This window comes from Streptosporangium sp. NPDC000239 (assembly GCF_040300765.1).
In the GTDB taxonomy this organism is placed as follows: Bacteria; Actinomycetota; Actinomycetes; order Streptosporangiales; family Streptosporangiaceae; genus Streptosporangium.
Genome location: NZ_JBEPEI010000007.1, coordinates 161,743 through 181,637, shown reverse-complemented (window position 1 = coordinate 181,637; position 19,895 = coordinate 161,743). Strand labels below are relative to the sequence as shown.

The following is a 19,895-nucleotide window of genomic DNA, read 5'->3' as shown; positions in this document are numbered from 1 at the left end:
ACCGCACGCGGCAGGCCCCGCCCGGTGGGAGGCGCAAGAGCCCACCGGGTCCGGTCTCACCAGCCGTTGAGCACCTCGCGACCCTGCAGGATCGCGAGGTCGAGCAGGCCGGGGAAACGGGCGTCCAGGTCGTCACGGCGCAGCCGGTTCAGCCGCCGTGTCCCCTCGTCCCTCTGCCGGATCACACCCGCCTCCCGCAGGACCTTGAAGTGACCGCTCCGGGTGGACCTGCTGACCGGTACCGCGAGCGTCGTGCACATCAGCTCGCCGTCGGGCTCGACGTCGGCGAGCTGGGCGACGATGGCCAGGCGCAGAGGGTCGCTCAGGGCCGCCAGCACCGCGGTGAACCGGAGCTGGTCGGAGTCGGGGTGGACGAGTTCGGTCGCGGTACGGCTTGCCATGCCTCCAGGATAGCGACATGTTCGGCATTCTCGAACATGTGTTATGTTCGGCAAGTCCGAACATGATGGTGTGGAGGAACGGATGTCTCTCGATCAACTCACCGCCGCGAGCCATGACCGTCCGCCGCGTCGTGACCCCCGCCGGGAAAGGCGCGCCCCGCAGGACGCGGGCCCCGCAGGACGATGGAGATTCTGGGGTACGGCGTACACGTTGCTCATCCTGCTGACCGGAACGAACCTGCCGACCCCCCTGTATCGGGGCTACCAGGCGGGCTTCGGCTTCTCCCCGTTGGTCGTCACATTGATCTTCGCCACGTACGTGGCCGTGTTGATTCCCTCCCTGCTGCTGGCCGGTCCGCTGTCCGACCTGCTCGGCCGCCGCACCGTGCTGCTGTCGGCGGTGGCGCTCGCCGCGCTGGGAGCGTTGCTCTTCGCCCTGGCCACGAGCACCGGATGGCTGTTCGCCGCCCGTGCCCTGCAGGGCGTGGCGCTCGGCGTGGCCTCGGGCCCGCTGACCGCGACGCTGACGGAACTCGAACCGAACGGCGACCGCCGCAGGGCCGCGCTGGTGTCCACCGTGGCCACCGTCGGAGGGCTCGGCCTCGGCCCCGTGCTGGCCGGGCTGCTCGCCCAGTACGCCCCCGCGCCGCACGTCCTGCCGTTCGCGGTGGAGATCGCGCTGCTGGTTCCCGCGGCGGTGACGATGGCCGCGCTGCCGGTCATGGCCTCGGGCATCCGGCGCGGGCCCCACCTCCCCGAGATCCCCGCCGCGGTGCGCTCCATCTTCGGGACCAGCGGTACGGCGAGCTTCCTCGCGTTCAGCGTGATGGGACTCTCCCTCGCCCTCGTCCCCACCTATGTCGCGATCCTCTCCGGCAGCGGGAACCTGTTCCTGGCCGGTGCGGCGGTGGCGCTGATGCTGCTGTGCTCCGCGCTCGCCCAGCTTCTCGGGTACGGCAGGCAGGCCCGCGACCTGGAGCTGGCCGGCCTGCCCCTCCTGGCCACCGGACTGGTGCTGCTCGCCCTCGCCGGTGGCCTGTCCTCGCTGCCGCTGTTGCTCCTGGCGGCGGCGACCGGCGGCACCGGCCAGGGGCTCACGTTCCTCGGCGGCATCACCGCGGTCAACCAGGCGGCTCCCGCCGAACACCGCGCCGACGTGCTGTCCACCTTCTACGTGATCATCTACCTCGGCGTCGGGGTGCCGGTCATCGGGGTCGGCTTCCTCGCCACGGTCTCCGGGCTTCTCTTCGCCGTGCAGTGCTTCGCCGCCGCAGTCGCCGTGGCCTGCGTGGTGATGCTGATCGTCCTGGCCCTACGACGTCACCGCTCCCCCACCGCAGGCTGACGCGGGCCTACGGTCACCCCAGGACGAACGGGAGCCGCGCCGCCAGTTCCCCCAGATCATCCTTCTCCCCGTCGGTCGGGGCACGCCGCCCGGTGCCGACCAGCAGCGCGTCCTCGTCGGAGAACGAGGCGGGGAACGCGGCTCCGGCGATCTCCTCCAGCATCTCGCGGGTCCGGGCGAGCCCCTCGGCGGGAGGTCCCGCCACGTGCGGCAGGTGCGCCACCAGGTCGAGGTGGTGCAGCGTCCACTCCAGCACGTACGCGGAGAGGTAGTCGCCCGCGGTGAGGACCTGACCCTGGGTACCGACCCACCGGTCCGGGTCGGCGAGCTCGGCGGCGCGACCGGCGGCTGAGCCGACGTCGTCGAGATGGAATTTGAGCAGCTCGGGCTCCTGGTAGGCGGCGGCCAGCCGCACGATCAGCGCGTCGAGCGGGTCGTCACCGGTCGGGGGTTCCGCGGCGACGTTCCAGTAGGTCACCGCGTCGCGGGTCGGCTCCGAGTCCACGGGGGTCACGAGGGTGATCAGGACGTCCTGGGCGTCGATGACCAGGTGGCACACCAGGTCCCGTACGAGCCAGCCCGCACAACCGGACGGCCGCGCGAAGTCCTCGTCGGGGAGGTCGGCGACCGCCGTACGTAACGCGCTCCAGGTATGAGAGAAGAGATCCACTTCGGCACGGTAAGACGACGCGGCGACGTGAGGCAACCACATATCGGACCGTCACGCGAACGCGGCGACGCCGTCACCGGTGGGTGGCGAAGAACGCGCGGATGTCGTCGGCGAGCACCTGCGGTTCCTCCTGCGCGGCGTGGTGGCCGCCCTTGGCGTACTCGTTCCAGCGCACGACGGCGCCGTGGTCGCGTTCGGCGAGCGGGCGGATCGAGGGGAAGAAGTCGTCGGCGAAGCAGGCAACGCCCAGCGGGAAGGACGACCGCTCGGCGGGCGGTCTGCGCCCGTGATAGCCGACCAGGGCCGAACTGCCCGCGCTGTCGGTCAGCCAGTGGATCGTGGCGTTGGTGAGGATGTAGTCGTCGCCCACCCCTTCGCCGAAGAGCTGCAGGTTCCAGGCCAGCTGCCCGGCCGGAGAGTCGGCGAGCGCGTGCGCGAGGGTCTGCGGCCGGGTGGCCTGAAGGGTCAGATAGGCGCTTCCCCCGGCCATGAAGCGCTCCAGAGCGGCGAGTCTCCCCTGGTCGTCCGGCCCCAGCGCGGCCCGCTCGGCCGGATCGCCGGAGGGCAGCGAGAAGACCTGGGTGACGTGCACTCCGGCGACGCGGGGCTGGTCCAGGCGTCCCAGCTCGATGGAGACCAGGGAGCCGACGTCGTTGCCGTGCGCGCCGTAGCGCTCGTATCCGAGCCTCCGCATCAGTTCCGCCCACGCCGCGGCGACCCGGCGGCGGTCCCAGCCGGGCTCCCCCGGCGCGCCGGAGAACCCGAAGCCGGGCACCGAGGGAACGACCAGGTGGAAGGCGTCGCTCAGCCGTTCGATCAGCGGCAGATACTCCACGACCGACATGGGCCAGCCGTGGGTGAGGATGAGCGGAAGGGCGTCCGGCCGGGACGAGCGGATGTGCAGGAAGTGCACGTCGAGACCGTCGATCTCGGTCGTGAACTGCGGATGGGCGTTGATCCGCCGCTCCCAGAGGCGCCAGTCGTAGCCGTCACGCCAGTACTCGACCAGCCGTCGCACACGTTCGACGGGCACGCCGAGCCCGGCACCGGGCAGGGAACGGGTGAAACGCGTCCTGACCAGGCGGTCGGTCAGCTCGTCCAGGCTCGCCTGGGGAATCTCCACACGGAAGGGGCGCGTCATGACCGGGCCGTCTCGTCCAGCACCCGGGCCAGCTCGACCGGCCTGGTGATCATCGGCCAGTGCCCGGAGTCCAGGACGACCATGTCGTGGTCCGGAAGGTCCGGCGGGTCGCCCGGGTCACCCGCGCAGACGATGTAGGTACGCGGCAGTTTCCGCACCGCGCCGAGGTCGTCCGGCGCCGGGTCCTGGAGGGTGCCGACCGGCTGGCCGACACCGCGGGCACGCAGCCACGCGAAGTCCTCGGCGGTGAGTCCGTGGTCGCCGAAGTTGGCGTCGATGATCTCGTCGCTCATCACGGAGATCCGCCCGTCCTGGACGGTCTCCATGATGGCCTCGACGGTGGAGGCGGGGATGATGTCGAACAGGCTTCTGCCCGGCTCGGGCAGGGAGGCGGCGACGTAGACCACCCGGGCGATCCGGTCGGGGATCGCGTTGGCGGCGATCGTGGCCGGGGCTCCGCTGTAGGAATGCGCCACGAGCACCACCTCCCTCAGGTCGGCGTACTCGATCGCGGCCGTGATGTCACGGGCGTGGGTGGTGAGCGTCGTGGCAGGCGAGCCCAGGTGGGCGCGGTCGCCGAAGCCGGTGAGCGTCAGCGGGTGCACCTGGTGGCCGTGTGCGGTCAGCAGCGGCGTGACCCGCTCCCAGGCCCACGCGCCGAGGAACGAACCGCCGACAAGAACGATGGTCGACACCTGGTCGACTCCTTTCGATCGATCTCCTGTGGCGCAACGCTAGGGCGGATTGTGGACGATTTCTGCCCTCATTAGGATCGGGTTCATGTCCCGTCCGGCAACCTGTGTCCTGGCGCTGTTGGAGATCCTCCAGGACCGCGGCCTGGTGCCCGCCGACGAACTGGCCCGGCGCCTGGCCGTCGACGCACGTGCCGTCCGCCGGTACGTCACGGCCCTGCGCGACATGGACATCCCCGTCGAGTCGGTCCGCGGCCGTTACGGCGGCTACCGGCTCGCGCACGGCGTGCGCCTGCCGCCCCTGATGCTCTCCGACGACGAGGCGGTGGCCGTCGCCGCCGCGCTGGTCACCGGCAGGCACGAACCGGTGGGTGAGCCGGGCCCGGCCGACCGGGTGCTGGTCAAGCTCAACCGCGTCCTGCCCGCCGCGTTACGCCGGCGTGTCACCGCGCTGGTCTCCTCGACCTCCGCGACGACGGGCCCGCTGACCCCGGACCCGCACCTGGTCCTGACGCTGGCCGCGGCCGTCCACGCGCGTCACACCGTACGGATCGAGCACACCCGCGGCGCGCGTGAGGTGGACCCCTACGGGCTCGTCGTGCACGGGCGCCGCTGGTACCTGGTCGGGCACGACCACCTGCGCGACGCCGTCCGCATGTACCGCCTGGACAGGATCGGCGCCGCCGCGGAACTGCCCGCCCGGTTCACCCCTCCCGAGGGGTTCGACCCCACCGACCACGTCATGCGGACGATGACGCTCGGGGCCTGGACCCACCGCACCGAGGTGTGGATGGACACCGACCTTGAAACCGCACGTGACCGGCTGCCCGCCCCCTTCGGCGACCTGTACCCCTGCCCGGAAGGCGGGGTTCTCCTGGTCAGCGGGGCCGAGGACCTGAAGGCCATGGCGCGCGTCCTGACCGGTCTGCCCTGGTCCTTCACCGTCAGGAACCCGCCCGCCCTGGTCACGGCGCTCACCGAGCACGTCGCCTCCCTCGCCCAGGCCGTGGCCCGCTCCCAGCCGTAGAAGGTCACGGCCCCGTACGGCACGCGCCGGTTGTCCGGCGGACGAGAGCGGCGTCGGCGAACCGCTCAGGCCGGAGTGTCAGCGGCTCTCGACGGCCATCCGCAGGCCCAGGGCGATGAGGACCGTGCCGCTGACCGCTTCCAGCCTGCGCCGGATCGCCGGGCGGCGAAACCACGCCCCGGCCCGTCCGACCACGGCCGCCAGTGCCAGGTACAGGACGATCTCGATGGCCACCTGGACCGCGGCGAGCAACGAGGTCGTGGCGAACAGCGGCCGGTCGGCGGGTACGAACTGGGGATAGAAAGCGATCATGAAGGCGGCGATCTTCGGGTTGGCCAGCATCACGACCGCCCCCTCACCGAACGCCTTCCACCAGGACGGCGACGATCCGGGCCCAGGCTCCTCCGCCACCGTCTCCCCGGCCCGCGCACCGCGCCACGCCGTACGCCAGGCCCTGAAGCCGAGGTACAGCAGGAAGCCGCCGCCCACCACGCGCAGGATCAGGTAGGCCACCTCGGAGGCGGCGACAAGGGCGGTGAGCCCGGTGGCGGCGAGCAACGCCCACGCGTACAGGCCCGCCTCCAGGCCCAGCACCGTGGGCACCGCGCCGGAGAAGCCGTGCAGGGCCGCGCGCCGCAGGATCAGCGCCATCGCGGGCCCCGGTGAGGCGGAGATCAGCATGACGGCGAGGACGAAGGCGGGCAGCGAGGAGAGGAGGTCCATGGAGGGCATCATGATCGTCCATATATCGCCCGTTCAACGGATTTAGTGCCATATACAGGTTTCTGCCAGGACCTCGTCGACGGCCGGGAAGGCGACGGCGGGAACACTCTTTACCCCCCTGGAGTGGGCGTCCTCCCCTGCGGGGGAATCGTTTCCTGGCGGGTTCTTTCGGGACCCGACCTGCGCCGATCAGCACCACCGCTGAGAAGGCAGAGTGCGAACGGGGGTAGGGATCATGACCGTTTCCAGCGCTCCGATGAACCTCACCCGAGCCGCCCACGTTGGGATCTCGGTCTCGGACCTGGACGCGTCGATCGCGTTCTACAGGGCCCTCACCGGACGGGAGCCCGTCGTCGCGGACGAGACCATGCACAGTGTGCCCTTCGGTGAGGCACAGGGGCTGCCCGTCGCGAAGCTGCGGTACGCCACGTTCAATCTCGACAACGTCGGCATCGACCTCATCCAGTTCCAGGACCCGGTCGGGGAGCGGACGAACGGGGCGGCGAACCGTCCGGGCTCGATGCATCTGTGCTTCAAGGTCGACGACTTCGACGCGGTGTACGGGCGTATGAAAGAGGCCGGGTACGACTTCCTCGGCGAGGACTACACGTTCATCGCGGGCGAGGTCACTCCTGACGCGGCACTCGGCACCCAGGTCGCCTACTTCAACGATCCTGACGGCACCAATCTGGAGATCATCCGACCCAAGGGAGGTTTCTCCAACTGAGACCGCCGATCCGGCCAGGCCGGTCCGGCCGGATCCGGGAGCGGCCGTGGATCAGCTCCTCGTCCGGGACGGGGCCAGGCGAAGGAAGGCGGCGTAGGCCAGCAGCACCAGCACGACCGCGTCGATCGTCAACGTCACCAGCGACCGCACCACCAGTCCGGCGCCCACCGTCACGATCAGCCCGGCCGCCAGCACTCCCATCGCCGCCGGCAGCGCCAGCCGTACTCCCAGGCCCGGCTGGGACACCGGTTCGCTCAACGGCCTGCGCCACAGCCACCAGCAGGCCGAGCCCAGCGCCGTCAGGGTGATCAGTGAACCGACCAGGTGCACCCCCTCGGACTCCATCAGCACCACGTCCCCGGCGGCGAGCAGCCACTCGTCCACCAGGCGGTCCCACAGCAGGTGGGTGGCGATCCCGACGGCGGCGGCCACCGGCCACCATGCCCAGTGCGCCGCCCGCCCCCGGCCGGGGCGCCCCATCCTGCGGGCCAGCGCCTGGGGCAGCAGGATGCGGACCGGGGCGGCGCACACCGTGATCACCCCGGCCAGGATCAGCGCCATGACCAGGTCGAAGACCATCGACCCCGTCTCCACCCGGTGGGTCTGCCCGGCGTCCCGCAGCGGGGACCATGGCGCGGAGACCGGAACGAGCGCATCGGTGAGCCCGTAGGGGACGAAGTAGGGAAGGTCGGGGACCATCGCTCCTGCGGCCAGCGCCGCCGGTGGCAGGAACCGGCGCAACGGGATCGCGACAACAGGATGAATAAGGGTAAAAGGCACGAAATGGCACACTATCGGCCATGGCGGGGTGGTGTTGACAATGGTCATGAGCCCCCGGTGGGCGCCGGACCATCGGTCCGCCCGCGGGTTCGCAGGTCCCACAGCCGGACCGTGCCGTCCTCGTCACCGCTGAGCAGTACCTGGTCGCCGTTCACCGTGCCCGCCGCGAGCGCGGTCACCGCCGTCCCGGGTCGAACGGTCATCTCCGCCAGGACCGCACCGTCGGCGGGGTCCCGTAGCTGGATCGGAGCCCCGGCGACCCGGCCCGTGACAAGGACGGGTCGCCGGCCGTCCAGGGCCACGGTGAACGAGGGGAAGGAGAAGAGCCGGGCGTCCTCCTGCCGGTTCTCGACGGACGGGCCGAGCTCCTGCCGCCTTTCGAGATCCCACCGTCTCAGGCCGTAGTCGGAGCCCGTGACGAGGGTGGGCCGCCCATCGAGGGTGAGCGCCTGGAACCGGTCGAAGCTCTCGGCCTCCTGCCTGGCGGGCAGGACAGCACCGGTCCTGTGACGTGTGGTGAGATCCCAGAGCTGCGCGTGGCCGGGGTCGTCCCCGTGGTTGTCGACGGCGACGACGAGGATCGGCCGGGAGCGCACCCGCGCCGACGCCAGTGCCGTGATCGCCGTGCCCGCGCCGGTGTCCAGGCTCCCGGCGGACGTGCCCGAGGCCAGGTCCCAGATCCGGACCCGGCCCCGGCGGTCGCCGGTGAACAGTGCGGGAGCCCCCCGAAGGGCGCCGAAGGCGAACGCGGAGACAGGTGCGGGAACGTGGAGCAGCTCCCTGCGGGTGTCCAGATCCCACAGGCGCCCGCCGTACCCGCCGGCGGTGAAGACCACCGACCGGCCGTCCAGCTCGGCGACGGCGGCGCGGTCGCCGGGCAGCGGCCCCGCGGCGGGTTCCAGGGTGGGCAGCCACCGGAGCCTGACCAGCCCGTCGGCCCCGGCGGTGACGGCCACGTCCCTGCCCCGCGACCTGCCGAAGGCCACTGTCCGGACGGCGGATCGGACAGCGGCCCGGTCTCCGGTGCTCGCCCGCGGACCGTCCTCTGGCGCATGTGTCCTGGAGGGCGTCGTGGTCACGGAGGAGCACCCGGCGAGGCCGGCGGCGCAGACCCCGGTGACCACGGCGGCGACGATCGATCGCCGGAGCGGCAGTCTGGGCATGCCCCTTTCTCCCAGACGGAGGTCCCACGGGCAACAGGACCCCGCTGTTCGCACCACCGGTTCCTGTACGGACTTGTACGGATAATTCGGCCGGGCTTTCACCGGTCACGGCGCCCTCGTCAGCGTGGTTCCGGCAACGCCCCGTCACGGAGCGCACAACTCCGTACAAGCAGAGAGGAACCCCCGTTGTCCAGAGCCATCAGGACCGTGGTCGCCGCCACGGCGCTGTCCTGCGCCCTCGCGCTGACGGTCACGGCCGCCAACGCCGTGCCCAGCTCCCAGAACGGCACGCAGACCGGCGCGCAGTTCTTCGCCGGGGAGAGCGCTCCCTGGACCGCCCAGACGGTCGGGGCCTGGGGGAACATCCCGACGGCGTCCGTCAACGTCACCGTGCCCGCGGGGACGACCCGGTTCGTCGACGCCCGCTTCACCGCCGAGTCTCTCTGCGTCGGCGACCCCAGCGCGTGGTGCTCCGTGCGCGTCGTCGCGGTCAACTCCGCGGGAACGACCATCGAGCTGCAGCCGGTCACGAGTACGGACTACAGGTTCGACACCCCCGGCGGCGCCGAGGAGGCGCACGCCCTTGAGCGCTTCTCCCCCTCGCTGGGCCCCGGGACCTACACCGTCCGGGTGCAGGCCCTGCGCATCACCGGCATCACCCAGTTCACCCTGGACGACTACGCGTTCGTGGTCGGCCTCGTCGAGCCCTGAGGTGTGAGGGGACGGCACCGACCATCGGTGTCTCCGCGGTCAGGTGTGCGCCGCGAGGACCGCGTGGTGGTCGGTGCCCTCCGGCCCGTCGGGATCGGTGTGCACGGTGGCCGCCCGCAACCGGGGCAACTCGTGGATGAGGTGGTGTTCGGCCTCGACCGCCACCGCGTGCGCCCGCACCAGCGACAGTTCGTGACCGACCACGATGTCGACCTCCGCGCGCAACGCGTGCCCGATCCAGCGCAGCCGTATCGAGCCGACACGCTTCACACCCGCGACCCGGGCGACGATCTGCTCGGCCTGTTCGACCAGGGAGGGATCGACCGCGTCCATCAGCCGGTGGTAGACCTCCCGGGCCGCGTCCCTCAGCACGAAGCAGATCCCCACCGTGATCAGCAGGCCGACGACCGGGTCGGCGAGCGGCCAGCCGAGCGCGGCGCCGCCCGCGCCGAGGAGGACGGCCAGGGAGGTGAAGCCGTCGGTACGGGCGTGCAGGCCGTCGGCCACCAGGGCGGCCGAGCCGATCTCACGGCCGACCCTGATCCGGTAACGGGCCACCCACTCGTTGCCGAGGAAACCGACCACGCCCGCGACGGCCACCCAGCCGAGCGCCTGGACGTTCTCGGGGACGATCAGGCGCCTGATCGCCTCATAGGCGGCCATGCCCGCCGAGGCGGCGATCAGGATCACGATGACGATCCCGGCCAGGTCCTCCGCCCGGCCGTACCCGTAGGTGAACCGGCGCGTGGCCGCTCGCCGTCCCAGCGAGAAGGCGATCGCCAGCGGGACGGCGGTCAGCGCGTCGGCGACGTTGTGCAGGGTGTCGCCCAGCAGCGCCACCGACCCCGAGGCCGCCACGATCACCGCCTGGACCAGCGCGGTCACCATGAGCACGGCGAAGGAGATCGCCAGCACACGCATGCCACGGGTGCTGGACTCCAGCGCCACGTCGGTTTTGTCGGCGCTGTCGTGACTGTGCGGGACGAAGGCGTGCCTGGCGCGGGCCAGCAGTCCACGACTCCCGCCATGCCCATGCCCATGCCCATGCCCGTGGCCGTGGCCGTGGCCGTGGGGATGGTGGTGCGGCTCGTGGGGGGTGGTGTGATCGCTCACGACAGCTCCAGTCTGTGCGAATCGGGGTGAGCCGGTTGGACGGCGGACCGCCCATCCCTCATTATGTGCAGATGAGCGCACGCATGCACCTATCAGGTGCGCATGACTCGCAAGAGCGTGACCAGGGCGAACGCCTGGCCGTCGCCGCCGACATCCTGTCCCTGCTGGCCGACCGCACCCGCCTGGCCCTGCTGCGGCGGCTGTCAGAAGGCGAGGCGGACGTGACGACGCTCACCGCCGCCTGCGACCTCGCCCGCCCGGCGGTCAGCCAGCACCTGGCCCGCCTTCGCCTGGCCGAGCTGGTCACCACCCGAAAGGAGGGCCGCCGCGTGATCTACGCTCTGCGTCACGGACACCTGCGGCGTCTGGTGGACGAGGCGCTCAACGCCGCCGACCACCAGCTCGGGCACCTTCCCCCGCACGACTGAACGCACCCCCGAACCACCTCGCCGCCCGGGAACCACGCCGGGCGTGAAATAGTTCAGGGCGTGGCGGATATCCGAATCGAGTGGCCGGACCCGGAGGGCCAGGAGATCGTGGAGCGTCTGTTCGCCGTGGCGGCGGCCCTGCGCGTGAACTTCGAGGAGACCGCCGCCCATGTCGGGCTCACCGTTCCGCAGGCCCAAACACTGATCCACCTCCAGGAGCCCCAGCGCATGGGAGGGGTGGCCGCACATCTGCGCTGCGAGCCGTCCCACGTGACCGCGATCGCCGACTCCCTCGAACGGAGCGGCTTCCTACGCCGGGAACCGGACCCCGAGGACCGCAGGGCCAAGCGGCTTCTCCTCACAAGCCGTGGACACCAGCTCAGGGACCGCCTCCTGGCCCGCCTGTTCGAAAACGCGCCGATCATCTCGGTGCTCGACGCCGGCCAGCGGACCGAGTTGCTCTCGCTGCTGCGCACGGCCCAGTCGGCGACCGGACCCGGCACCCGGAACTGAGCCCCGGAGGGGCCCGCCTCCACGGTTGGCCCGGCACCGTCGGGCGGTGTCATCGCTGCCTGGAATCCGTTCGTCCTTGACGTGGCGAGACCCTTTGGCCCTGGTGGGCCCCCCGCCGGCACGCGAGAAACAACTTCTGATAGAAAATAGTTCAATCATTGAAGTAATTTCCGTGAGGAGATCGCGGCCATGTTCATCGCCACCGCCGTCCTGTCCGTCCTGCTGGCCCTCGCCTTCGCCGGAGCCGGCTTCCCGAAGGCCTCCGGCAAGGAGGAGATGGCCGCCCAGCTCGGCAGACTCGGCGTGTCCGCCGGGTTCATGCGCGTCATCGGCGCGCTGGAGATCATCGGAGCCGTCGGCCTGATCGCCGGGCTGTGGGTCGGAGCCCTCGGCGTGGCGGCGGCGATCGGCCTGGCGCTCCTCATGGCCGGCGCCGTCGCCACCCACGTCAAGGCCCGCGACGCCGCCAAGGGCAGCCTGCCCTCCCTGGTCCTGCTGGTGCTCAGCGCGGTCACGGCCGCCCTTGGCCTGGCCGCCCTCTGAGTCCTCCTCCGCGCGGAGCGCCCACCCGTCCTCGTTTTCCTCGGAAGCGCCCTCGGCGGTTCGGGGCGCGGGCCGGAGAACACCGCGGTGGCCGTCGGAACGGACGGCCAAGACCGCCTCCCGGAGGGTCTGGGGACGTCGAAATGTAAAGCACACCTTCCATGAAGTCATGGACACTTTACTTCATGGAAGGTGTGCTTTACATTCATTCCATGGCAAACCAGATACAGCAGGACCAGCTGACACGCGCGGCCCGGCGCGCCGTGCTCATCGACGGCATACCCGTGTCCACTTTGGGGGTGATCGCCCTGGCCCTCGGCAGCAACCCCGACCAGAGCACCGCCCAGAAGGCCTGGTGGATCGCGACCACCATCGTGTTCACCCTCGCGATCGCCTGGGTGCTGCTGCGTGCGTTCCGGCGCGCGGACGAATACCTGCGCAGGATCCAGCTGGAGAGCATGGCCGTCGCGTTCGCCGCGGTCCTCGTGGCGCTGCAGGTGGCCACCCTGCTCGACGCCGCGGGTGTCGTACGGCTCCAGCAGCTCGCGCAGGTGATCCTTCTCGGCGGTGTGGCGACATGGCTGCTGATCGCGGACCTGCGCACCCGCCTGAACCGGTGACGGCCCACCATGAAGAACCGACTGCGCGAGCTGCGTGCGGCCCGCCGATGGAGCCAGGCCGACCTGGCCGACCGGTGCGAGGTCTCCCGGCAGGCCATCAACGCCATCGAGACCGAGCGGTACGACCCCAGCCTGCCCCTGGCCTTCACCATCGCCGACGTCTTCGGCCTGACCATCGAGGAGATCTTCCAGCCCGACCGACCGGAAGCGACGGACAACCCGCTCTGACGCCGAGTCCTTTCAAAAGGTCAGGTGGCGCGGGTTCCGCGGCTCCTCGGCGGTTTCGAGGTCGCCGGGACATCGACGCCGGGTTGGCCTTCCCACGGCTTGAGCATGTCGCATGACGACCGGGAGGGCGTTTCCGGTGCCTGTTGTCCGATGAGGTGGATGCGGTGACGGTAATCGATCGGAGAGATCTCGTAGGCGGCGCGAAAAAGACGACTGAAGTGCGCGTTGTTGGCGAATCCCCAGCGAGCGGCGATGGCGTGGACGGGCCGGAGCCGCAGAGCGGGGTCGGCCAGGTCATGGCGGCAGCGTTCCAGGCGGCATGAGCGGATCCAGGCGGCCACACTCAGCCCCTGGTCCTGAAAAAGCCGGTGCAGGTAACGAACGGAGATCTGGTGTGCCGCGGCGATGCCCGCGGGGCACAGCTCCGGGTCGCTCAGATACCGCTGGATGAACGCGTGGATGCGTGCCCGCAACATCTGACGGGGCGACTCGGTCTGCGGGAAGGAGCCTGCTTCGAGGATGTGAGCGCAGGTCGCGGCGACCAGGTCCAGGGTGATCATGGACAGCCGGGTGGCGTCGGCCGCGCTGCAACTGGAGGTGTGCCGGGCCAGCCCAAGGATGTGCCGGCGCAGCAGGGCGCCGACCCCGGCCGAGCAGAGCAGGTTTCGACCGGCGAGCCGTACCAGAGAGTCGGCGGGCAAGGGCATCAGCACCTTGGGGATGTACAGGATCACGATCTCGGCACCACCGGTCGCGTCGGCCAGCAGGTGGATGTGGAAGGGCTGGGTGGTGTCGTGGAACAGCAGGTCCCCCGGGCCCGCGATCACCTGCCGACTCCCCAGATCCAGCTGCTCGGCGCCGCGCAGGGGCAGCGAGAGGCAGTACGTCCCGGGGGCCGAGCGGCGGATCAGCGTGTCGGCACGCCAGACCTGCGACGGCGGGAACGAAAGCCATGACAGGTGCAACGCCCCGAGACCGATCCGGCGCACGACGGCGTGGGACGCCTCTTCGTGGTCGCCGAGGACGACCGCGGGAGGCCGTCCGCCGACCGTTTCCCGGTGCCGGACGAAACAGCCGGCGGATGGTTCGTGGTCACGGAAAACGGGCTCGGCATTCACCGTTGAATTCGTTGGCTGCCCGCCGCGCTCGTCGAGGCGCAAGAAAGCCTCCAGCTCGTTCTTTGGAAGACGTGTCTTTTCCTTTCTCGACCATAGGTAGCCGCCGGAGAGGTTGTTGCGCAGGTCAGGCCCCGGTGCGCAACAAAAAGAATCCGATCGGCGCAGGCCGCAATTCTCTGACGGGCGCACCCGAAACCACGCAGCCGATCCGGTGAAGGAACGCCACGGTTGCCGCTGTTTCTCGGCCTGAGTTAATTTGACGGCTCGGTCGACCTCTCGGCGCCGAGGCGGAGGGAGCACTGGATGGGCCGGAGTGAGACTCCCCTGGATCCCACCGCGGGGGTGGCCCAACGTTTCGCCTACGAGCTCCGTAAACTGCGGCAGGAGGCGGGTGGTCCCACCTACCGGGAAATGGCCGACCGGGCGGGATATTCGGTCAGCGTGCTGTCGCGGGCGGCGGCCGGGCAGCGGCTGGCGTCCTGGCCTGTGGTGGAGGCCTACGTACGCGCCTGTGGCGGGGACGTGGCCGGCTGGCGGACGCGCTGGCGGCAGGCGGCCGAAGAACACGCCTCCCCCGCCGCCGGTGAGGAGGAGCGGGCCGCGCCGTACCAGGGGCTGACGCACTACGACGTCGGCGACCGTGACCGCTTCTTCGGCAGGCAACGGTTGCTGGACCAGGTGACAGGAATGCTGGAGCGGCGGCGCCTGGCCGCGGTGTTCGGCCCGTCGGGCAGCGGCAAGTCCTCACTGCTACGCGCCGGCCTGATCCCCGCCGCCCGGTACGGTGCCCTGGGCGAACCTGTGCCGGCCGTCGTGACGCTCACTCCCGGTGCCCACCCGATGCGTGAGCACGCCGGCACCTTCACCGCCTTCACCGGGGGTGAGCTGGTGGTGGTCGACCAGTTCGAGGAACTGTTCACCCTGTGTTCGGACGTGGCCGAGCGGGCCGCGTTCATCGACCTGCTGCTGGCGACGGCCGGACCGGGCGGTGGGCGGGTGGTCCTCGCGGTGCGGGCCGACTTCTTCGGCCGTTGCGCCGAGCATCCCACTCTCACCGAGGCCCTACAGGGCTCGACGGTGCTGGTCGGGCCGATGAACCGGCAGGAGTTGCGGGAGGCGATCGTCAAACCGGCCGTCGCCGCCGGACTGATCGTGGAACGCGCCCTGACCGACCGGATCATCGAGGACGTGGCGGGAGAGGCCGGTGGGCTGCCGCTGATGTCACACGCGCTGCTGGAGACCTGGCGACGCCGCCGTGGCACTCTGCTGACCCTGGAAGGCTACGAACGGGCCGGCGGAGTGCACGGGGCGATCGCCGCCACCGCCGAGCAGGTTTACACGCACCTGTCTCCCGAGCAGGCCGACCAGGCCAAGCGGGTGCTGCTGCGGCTGGTCAGCCCGGGTGAGCAGGCGGCCGACACCCGCTGCCCGGTCTCCTACGAGGACTTCGACCATATCGCACACCCCGAAGGGGTGCTGGAACGGCTCGCCCGGGTCCGGCTGGTGACGCTGCACGACGACCACGTCGAACTGACCCACGAGGCGCTGATCACCTCCTGGCCGCGGCTGCGCGCCTGGATCGATCAGGAGCGTGAGCTGCTGCGCCTGCGGCGGCGCCTGGGCGAGGCCGCCGCCCTCTGGAACGAGCACGGCCGGGACGCCGGTGTCCTGTACCGGGGAACGCGCCTGACCGCCGCCAAGCCGTTGCTGAGCCACCCCGACGACCTCACCGTCGCCGAGCAGGCCTTCCTGCGCGCCTCCGTGCGGGCGGCGGAGTCGGCCGACCGCGCCACCGCCCGGCGCAGGCGGCTGGCGCGGCTGGCGGTGGCCGCGCTGGCCGTCCTGGCCATCGTGGCCTCGGGCGCCGCCGTGTCCGCGGTCGCCGCGGCCCGTCAGGTCGACGCCCGTGGCCGCGAGATCCTGGCCCAGCTCGTCGCCAAAAGAAGTGACGAACTGGCCGCGACGGACCCGGCCCTGTCCGGGCTGCTGGCCGCCGCCTCCTGGCGTTTCGCCTCCACCGCCGAGGCCCGCTACGACATGCTGACCATGCTGACCGGTTCCCTGGACGGAGTTCTGAGAAACCCCACCGGCGCCGTCACCACCGTGGTCTTCAGTCCCGACGGCCGCCTGCTGGCCACCGCCGGCACCGACGGGAGCGTTCAGCTGTGGCAGTTCGCCTCCCATCAGCTCGTCTCCACCTTGTTCGTCGGCCCCGCCCGCTACGGCGCCGTCCTCACGATGGCCTTCAGCCCGGACGGCCGCCTGCTGGCCACCGCCGGCGTCGGTGAGGACGTGCGGCTGTGGGAGGTCGCCACCCGTCGCCTGGTCGGGACCCTGCCCACCAGTCACACCACCGCCGTCACCACCATGCAGTTCAGCCGGGACGGTGTCCGGCTGAACACCGCCGACGACGAGGGAGGCGTCCAGGTGTGGGACGTCGTCGCTCGCCGTCCGGTCGCCACCTTGCCCATCGCCTCTGCTCGCGGCGCCGTCATGGTGGCCTTCAGCCCCGACGGCACCACCGTTTCCGCCAGTTACCTTGATGGGGCACGCGTACAGCGCTGGGATCTGGCCACTCGCCGCATGAAGGGCCCGATGTTCGACGGCGACGTCGGAATGTCCCCTCAGGTGAGGTTCAGCGCCGACGGCGCCGTCGCCGCCACCTTCGGGATGGCGAGTCCGAGTGTGCGGTTATGGGACGCCGCCACCGGCAGCCCGGTCGGCCGCCCCCTGCCGACGGGCTACACCGGCGACCTGGCACTCAGCTCGGACGGCGCCATGCTGGCCGTCGTCGACGAAGGCGGCAGACGCATCCGGCTGTGGGACGCCCGTACCCAGAGGCCCGTCGGCGTTCCGTTGAGCGGACACACCGGCCCGATCGCGAACATCGCGTTCAGTCCGAGCGGCGGCATCCTGGCCAGCGTCAGTGATGACGGCACCATCCGGTTGTGGAACACCGCGACATTCCACGAGATCAGCGGCCTTCCATCCGGTCACACCCTCGATGTCACCGCCGTGGCCTTCAGCCCGGACAGCCGTCTGCTGGTCAGCGGTGGAACCGACAAAACCTTCCGCCTGTGGGACGTCACGACGCGCCGCCCGAGCGGCTCCCCCGTGACCGGCTCCGCCAGCGGTATCGCCACACTGGCGTTCAGCCCTGACGGCCGTCTGCTGGCCACCTCCGGCAGCGACGCGAACGTTCACCTCTGGGACGCCGTCACCCGCCAACCGGTCGGTGCTCTCGCCCTTGGCAACTCCGAAAGTGTGGTGAACTCGGTCGCCTTCAGCCCTGACGGCCGTCTGCTGGCGGCGGGGAACTGGCGCGGCGTCATCCGGCTGTGGGACGTGGCCTCCCATCTCCCGGTGGGCGCTCCCCTCGTGAGGGGAAGCAGGCCGGTGAACTCGGTCGCCTTCAGCCCTGACGGCCGTCTGCTGGCGGCGGGGAACTGGCGCGGCGTCATCCAGTTGTGGGACGTGGTCTCCCAGCTTCCGGTCGGTGCTCCTCTGGAGGGGCACAACGGTCCGGTGAACTCGGTCGCCTTCAGCCCCGACGGCCGTCTACTGGCCACGGGCGGGCAGGACAGGACCATCCGGCTGTGGGACATGGCCACCCGCCTCCCGGTCGGTGCTCCTCTGGAGGGGCACAACGGTCCGGTGAACTCGGTCGCCTTCAGCCCCGACGGCCGTCTACTGGCCACCGGTGGGGAGGACAGGACCATCCGGCTGTGGGACATGGCCACCCGCAGGCCGATCGGCACTCCCCTGTCCGGTCACAGCCGTGCCGTCCGCACGGTCGCCTTCAGCCCCGACGGTCGCCTGCTGGCCACCGGTGGGGAGGACAGGACCATCCGGCTGTGGAAGACGGAGCTGCCCCCGGATCCGCCCGCGGCGGTCTGCGCCGCCGTGGGGCGCTCCCTCACCCGGCAGGAATGGCAGCAGTATGTTCCCGGGGAGTCGTATCAGCAGATCTGCCCTTGACGATCCGCGGACCAAGCTCTCAGCGCGGGGCGAGGACGCAGAACTCGTTGCCCTCCGGGTCGGCGAGAACCGTCCAGGGAACGCCGCCCTGGCCGAGGTCGACGTCGACGGCACCGAGAGCTCGCAGCATGGCGACCTCCGCCGCCTGGTCGTCGCCGGGGTACGGCCGGAGATCGAGATGGACGCGGTTCTTCACGGTCTTCACATCGGGCGTGCGGACGAACTCAAGGTACGGCCCGACGCCCTTGGCCGAGCGCAGTGTCGCATGGTCGTCGGTGACTTCGTGCAGGGTCCAGTCCATCGCCCCACCCCAGAACCGGGCCATGGCCCGCGGATCCACGCAGTCGACCACCACCGCGGCGATCGGCCCGGTGTCCCGGTAGATCGGCCGAGGCTCCAGCACGCAGAACTCGTTGCCCTCCGGGTCGGCGAGAATCGTCCAGGGAACGTCGCCCTGGCCCACGTCGGCGGACGTCGCGCCAAGGGCCCGACGGCGCGCGACCAGGTCCGCCTGGTGGGCGGCGGAGGTGGTCGCGAGATCGACGTGCAGGCGGTTCTTCACCGTCTTGGGTTCCGGTACGGCGACCACGTCGATGTACAACGCGGCGGGGTCGGGATAGGCGAAGCCCACGGGTTCGACGTTGGTCACGCCGGGTCCCTCGCTGGAGACACCCCAGCCGAGGGCCTCCGCCCAGAAGCCGCCGACCACGGAGTCATCCCGGGCGTCCATCGCAATCTGTACAAGCCTCGTCGCCATGCCGCCGATCCTACGAGGGAGAACCGGCTCAGCCGGAGTGCAGGACCCGGAGGCGACCGGGTTCCGCCGGGTCCCGGTCGACGATCTGGACCGGTGCCCAGACCCACTGCCGGACGCTGATGCCCGGGGTGCGGGAGAACCGGATCCACCCACGGGTGCCCTCGACCGCGACGTGCGGCCATGCTTCGGCGACACGTGCCCGGTCCGTGCCGTGGGACCGCAGCGCGTCGGCGAGGACGGCGATCGTGTCGTAGCCCTCGAAGGCCACGAAGGAGGGTGCTTCGGCCAGCCGTTCGCGAAGGGCCGTCTCGACGCGTGCGCCGAGCGGGCTGAGGACTTCGGGCAGGTAGCGCAGGAAGGGGATCGCGACGCCGTCGTCGCCCAGCAGCGTCGCCCACTCGGCGGACTCCGGTTGCCCGGCCGGAGCGCCGATCATGATCTCGCCGAGGCGCGGGTCACGGCGGACGGACGTGACGATCGACGCCGCCGGCTCCGGGTGACCGACCAGAAGGAGAAGGGCTGTCGCGCGGTCACGGACGAGTGCGTCGCACACGGCCGCGGGGGTGAGTGCGAGCATGTCGAGTTCGGTGACGGTGCCGCCACGGGGGGCGAGGTGGTCCCGCAGGACGCGGGTCCCGGACGCCCAGTAGACACTCGGCTGGACCGCCACGGCGATCCGGCTGTGGCCCGCGCGGAGAAGGAAGTCCGCGTAGATCCGCCAGCCGTGGGACTGCGCGGGGGCCAGGCGCGCGACCCACTCCGTCGGCCGCTCGGTGAGCTCGTCGAGGACCGCCGACGAGCAGAGGAAGGGCAGGCCGAGGGCGTCGGCCCTGGCTGCGGCGGCTCGGGCGACGACGCTGTGATACTCCCCCACGAGGGCGGTCACCCCCAGACCGGCCAGTTCGTCCACGGCCGCCGCGGCCTTCTGCGGATCGGCCGCGGTGTCCCTGACCACCAGTTCGAACGGCCTTCCGGCGATGCCCCCGGCGTCGTTGACCTCGTGAACGGCCAGCTCAAGCCCGGCGACCAGGTGCCGGCCCGCCTCGACCCAGCCAGGCCGGGTCAGCGGGGCAAGAGCGCCGATCCGGATGGATGACTCGGCGGCCCGTTCCGCTCCAGATGACGACGATGACGTGTTCATGTGCTGGCGTCTCCTGTGCGGTGAGTCATTGAGCGGTTTGCCTGGATCACGGAGTGGCAAGGCCTGATCGTACGCG

21 protein-coding genes are annotated in these 19,895 nt (G+C 70.8%); 10 read left to right on the top strand and 11 right to left on the bottom strand.

Features of this window, described 5'->3' with window-relative positions; genetic code table 11:
- Positions 1–56 precede the first annotated feature (56 nt).
- Entirely contained in the window at positions 57–401 is a 345-nt protein-coding gene (locus ABT340_RS19940; RefSeq protein ID WP_352012256.1) for an ArsR/SmtB family transcription factor, read from the bottom strand.
- An 82-nt stretch (positions 402–483) separates the two neighbouring features.
- On the opposite strand from ABT340_RS19940, the gene ABT340_RS19935 reads away from it, so the two are divergent.
- Positions 484–1,746: an MFS transporter gene (locus tag ABT340_RS19935; RefSeq protein WP_352012255.1), complete on the top strand. Its 1,263-nt coding sequence runs from the start codon at positions 484–486 to the stop codon at positions 1,744–1,746.
- Between the two features lie 13 nt (positions 1,747–1,759).
- Here the strand turns inward: ABT340_RS19935 and ABT340_RS19930 are convergent, their stop codons facing one another.
- The 3 genes from ABT340_RS19930 to ABT340_RS19920 form a co-directional block, all read right to left on the bottom strand.
- On the bottom strand, positions 1,760–2,416 hold the full coding sequence (locus tag ABT340_RS19930; protein WP_352012254.1) for a maleylpyruvate isomerase N-terminal domain-containing protein: 657 nt from the start codon (positions 2,414–2,416) through the stop codon (positions 1,760–1,762).
- A gap of 73 nt (positions 2,417–2,489) precedes the next feature.
- Positions 2,490–3,557, bottom strand: a complete 1,068-nt coding sequence (locus tag ABT340_RS19925) for an epoxide hydrolase family protein (protein WP_352012253.1) — start codon at positions 3,555–3,557, stop codon at positions 2,490–2,492.
- Positions 3,554–4,252, bottom strand: a complete 699-nt coding sequence (locus ABT340_RS19920) for an alpha/beta fold hydrolase (RefSeq protein ID WP_352012252.1) — start codon at positions 4,250–4,252, stop codon at positions 3,554–3,556. The genes ABT340_RS19925 and ABT340_RS19920 overlap by 4 nt, the downstream gene beginning before the upstream one ends.
- 85 nt (positions 4,253–4,337) lie before the next feature.
- On the opposite strand from ABT340_RS19920, the gene ABT340_RS19915 reads away from it, so the two are divergent.
- On the top strand, positions 4,338–5,276 hold the full coding sequence (locus ABT340_RS19915; protein ID WP_352012251.1) for a helix-turn-helix transcriptional regulator: 939 nt from the start codon (positions 4,338–4,340) through the stop codon (positions 5,274–5,276).
- Positions 5,277–5,354: 78 nt separating this feature from the next.
- On the opposite strand, the gene ABT340_RS19910 is transcribed toward ABT340_RS19915, so the two are convergent.
- On the bottom strand, positions 5,355–5,999 hold the full coding sequence (locus ABT340_RS19910; RefSeq protein ID WP_352012250.1) for a LysE family translocator: 645 nt from the start codon (positions 5,997–5,999) through the stop codon (positions 5,355–5,357).
- Positions 6,000–6,234: 235 nt separating this feature from the next.
- Here ABT340_RS19910 and ABT340_RS19905 point away from each other — a divergent pair, with 235 nt between their 5' ends.
- Positions 6,235–6,726 (top strand): VOC family protein, encoded by a 492-nt coding sequence (locus tag ABT340_RS19905; protein ID WP_352012249.1) that lies wholly within the window; start codon positions 6,235–6,237, stop codon positions 6,724–6,726.
- 51 nt (positions 6,727–6,777) lie between these two features.
- On the opposite strand, the gene ABT340_RS19900 is transcribed toward ABT340_RS19905, so the two are convergent.
- A complete protein-coding gene (locus ABT340_RS19900; RefSeq protein WP_352012248.1) occupies positions 6,778–7,506 on the bottom strand; it encodes a DUF4184 family protein in 729 nt (242 codons plus the stop codon).
- A 44-nt stretch (positions 7,507–7,550) separates the two neighbouring features.
- Positions 7,551–8,669: a WD40 repeat domain-containing protein gene (locus ABT340_RS19895; RefSeq protein WP_352012247.1), complete on the bottom strand. Its 1,119-nt coding sequence runs from the start codon at positions 8,667–8,669 to the stop codon at positions 7,551–7,553.
- Between the two features lie 186 nt (positions 8,670–8,855).
- Here ABT340_RS19895 and ABT340_RS19890 point away from each other — a divergent pair, with 186 nt between their 5' ends.
- Entirely contained in the window at positions 8,856–9,380 is a 525-nt protein-coding gene (locus ABT340_RS19890; RefSeq protein WP_352012246.1) for a hypothetical protein, read from the top strand.
- 39 nt (positions 9,381–9,419) lie between these two features.
- On the opposite strand, the gene ABT340_RS19885 is transcribed toward ABT340_RS19890, so the two are convergent.
- Positions 9,420–10,493 carry a cation diffusion facilitator family transporter gene (locus tag ABT340_RS19885; protein WP_352012245.1) on the bottom strand — a complete coding sequence of 358 codons (1,074 nt, stop codon included), beginning with the start codon at positions 10,491–10,493 and terminating at the stop codon, positions 9,420–9,422.
- A 71-nt stretch (positions 10,494–10,564) separates the two neighbouring features.
- Between ABT340_RS19885 and ABT340_RS19880 the strand changes: the two genes are divergently transcribed.
- The 5 genes from ABT340_RS19880 (at position 10,565) to ABT340_RS19860 (ending at position 12,825) form a co-directional block, all read left to right on the top strand.
- On the top strand, positions 10,565–10,921 hold the full coding sequence (locus tag ABT340_RS19880) for an ArsR/SmtB family transcription factor (RefSeq protein WP_352012244.1): 357 nt from the start codon (positions 10,565–10,567) through the stop codon (positions 10,919–10,921).
- A 60-nt stretch (positions 10,922–10,981) separates the two neighbouring features.
- Positions 10,982–11,434 (top strand): MarR family winged helix-turn-helix transcriptional regulator, encoded by a 453-nt coding sequence (locus ABT340_RS19875; protein ID WP_352012243.1) that lies wholly within the window; start codon positions 10,982–10,984, stop codon positions 11,432–11,434.
- Between the two features lie 189 nt (positions 11,435–11,623).
- On the top strand, positions 11,624–11,977 hold the full coding sequence (locus tag ABT340_RS19870; RefSeq protein ID WP_352012242.1) for a DoxX family protein: 354 nt from the start codon (positions 11,624–11,626) through the stop codon (positions 11,975–11,977).
- Between the two features lie 212 nt (positions 11,978–12,189).
- Positions 12,190–12,597 carry a hypothetical protein gene (locus tag ABT340_RS19865; RefSeq protein ID WP_352012241.1) on the top strand — a complete coding sequence of 136 codons (408 nt, stop codon included), beginning with the start codon at positions 12,190–12,192 and terminating at the stop codon, positions 12,595–12,597.
- A gap of 9 nt (positions 12,598–12,606) precedes the next feature.
- Positions 12,607–12,825 (top strand): helix-turn-helix transcriptional regulator, encoded by a 219-nt coding sequence (locus ABT340_RS19860; RefSeq protein ID WP_352012240.1) that lies wholly within the window; start codon positions 12,607–12,609, stop codon positions 12,823–12,825.
- Between the two features lie 20 nt (positions 12,826–12,845).
- On the opposite strand, the gene ABT340_RS19855 is transcribed toward ABT340_RS19860, so the two are convergent.
- Positions 12,846–13,943 carry a helix-turn-helix domain-containing protein gene (locus ABT340_RS19855; RefSeq protein ID WP_352012239.1) on the bottom strand — a complete coding sequence of 366 codons (1,098 nt, stop codon included), beginning with the start codon at positions 13,941–13,943 and terminating at the stop codon, positions 12,846–12,848.
- Positions 13,944–14,246: 303 nt separating this feature from the next.
- Here ABT340_RS19855 and ABT340_RS19850 point away from each other — a divergent pair, with 303 nt between their 5' ends.
- Positions 14,247–17,921 carry an nSTAND1 domain-containing NTPase gene (locus ABT340_RS19850; protein ID WP_352012238.1) on the top strand — a complete coding sequence of 1,225 codons (3,675 nt, stop codon included), beginning with the start codon at positions 14,247–14,249 and terminating at the stop codon, positions 17,919–17,921.
- 19 nt (positions 17,922–17,940) lie between these two features.
- Here the strand turns inward: ABT340_RS19850 and ABT340_RS19845 are convergent, their stop codons facing one another.
- Complete coding sequence (locus ABT340_RS19845) at positions 17,941–18,678, bottom strand: VOC family protein (RefSeq protein WP_352012237.1); 738 nt, start codon at positions 18,676–18,678, stop codon at positions 17,941–17,943.
- A gap of 28 nt (positions 18,679–18,706) precedes the next feature.
- On the bottom strand, positions 18,707–19,819 hold the full coding sequence (locus tag ABT340_RS19840; RefSeq protein ID WP_352012236.1) for an ABC transporter substrate-binding protein: 1,113 nt from the start codon (positions 19,817–19,819) through the stop codon (positions 18,707–18,709).
- Between the last annotated feature and the right edge of the window lie 76 nt (positions 19,820–19,895).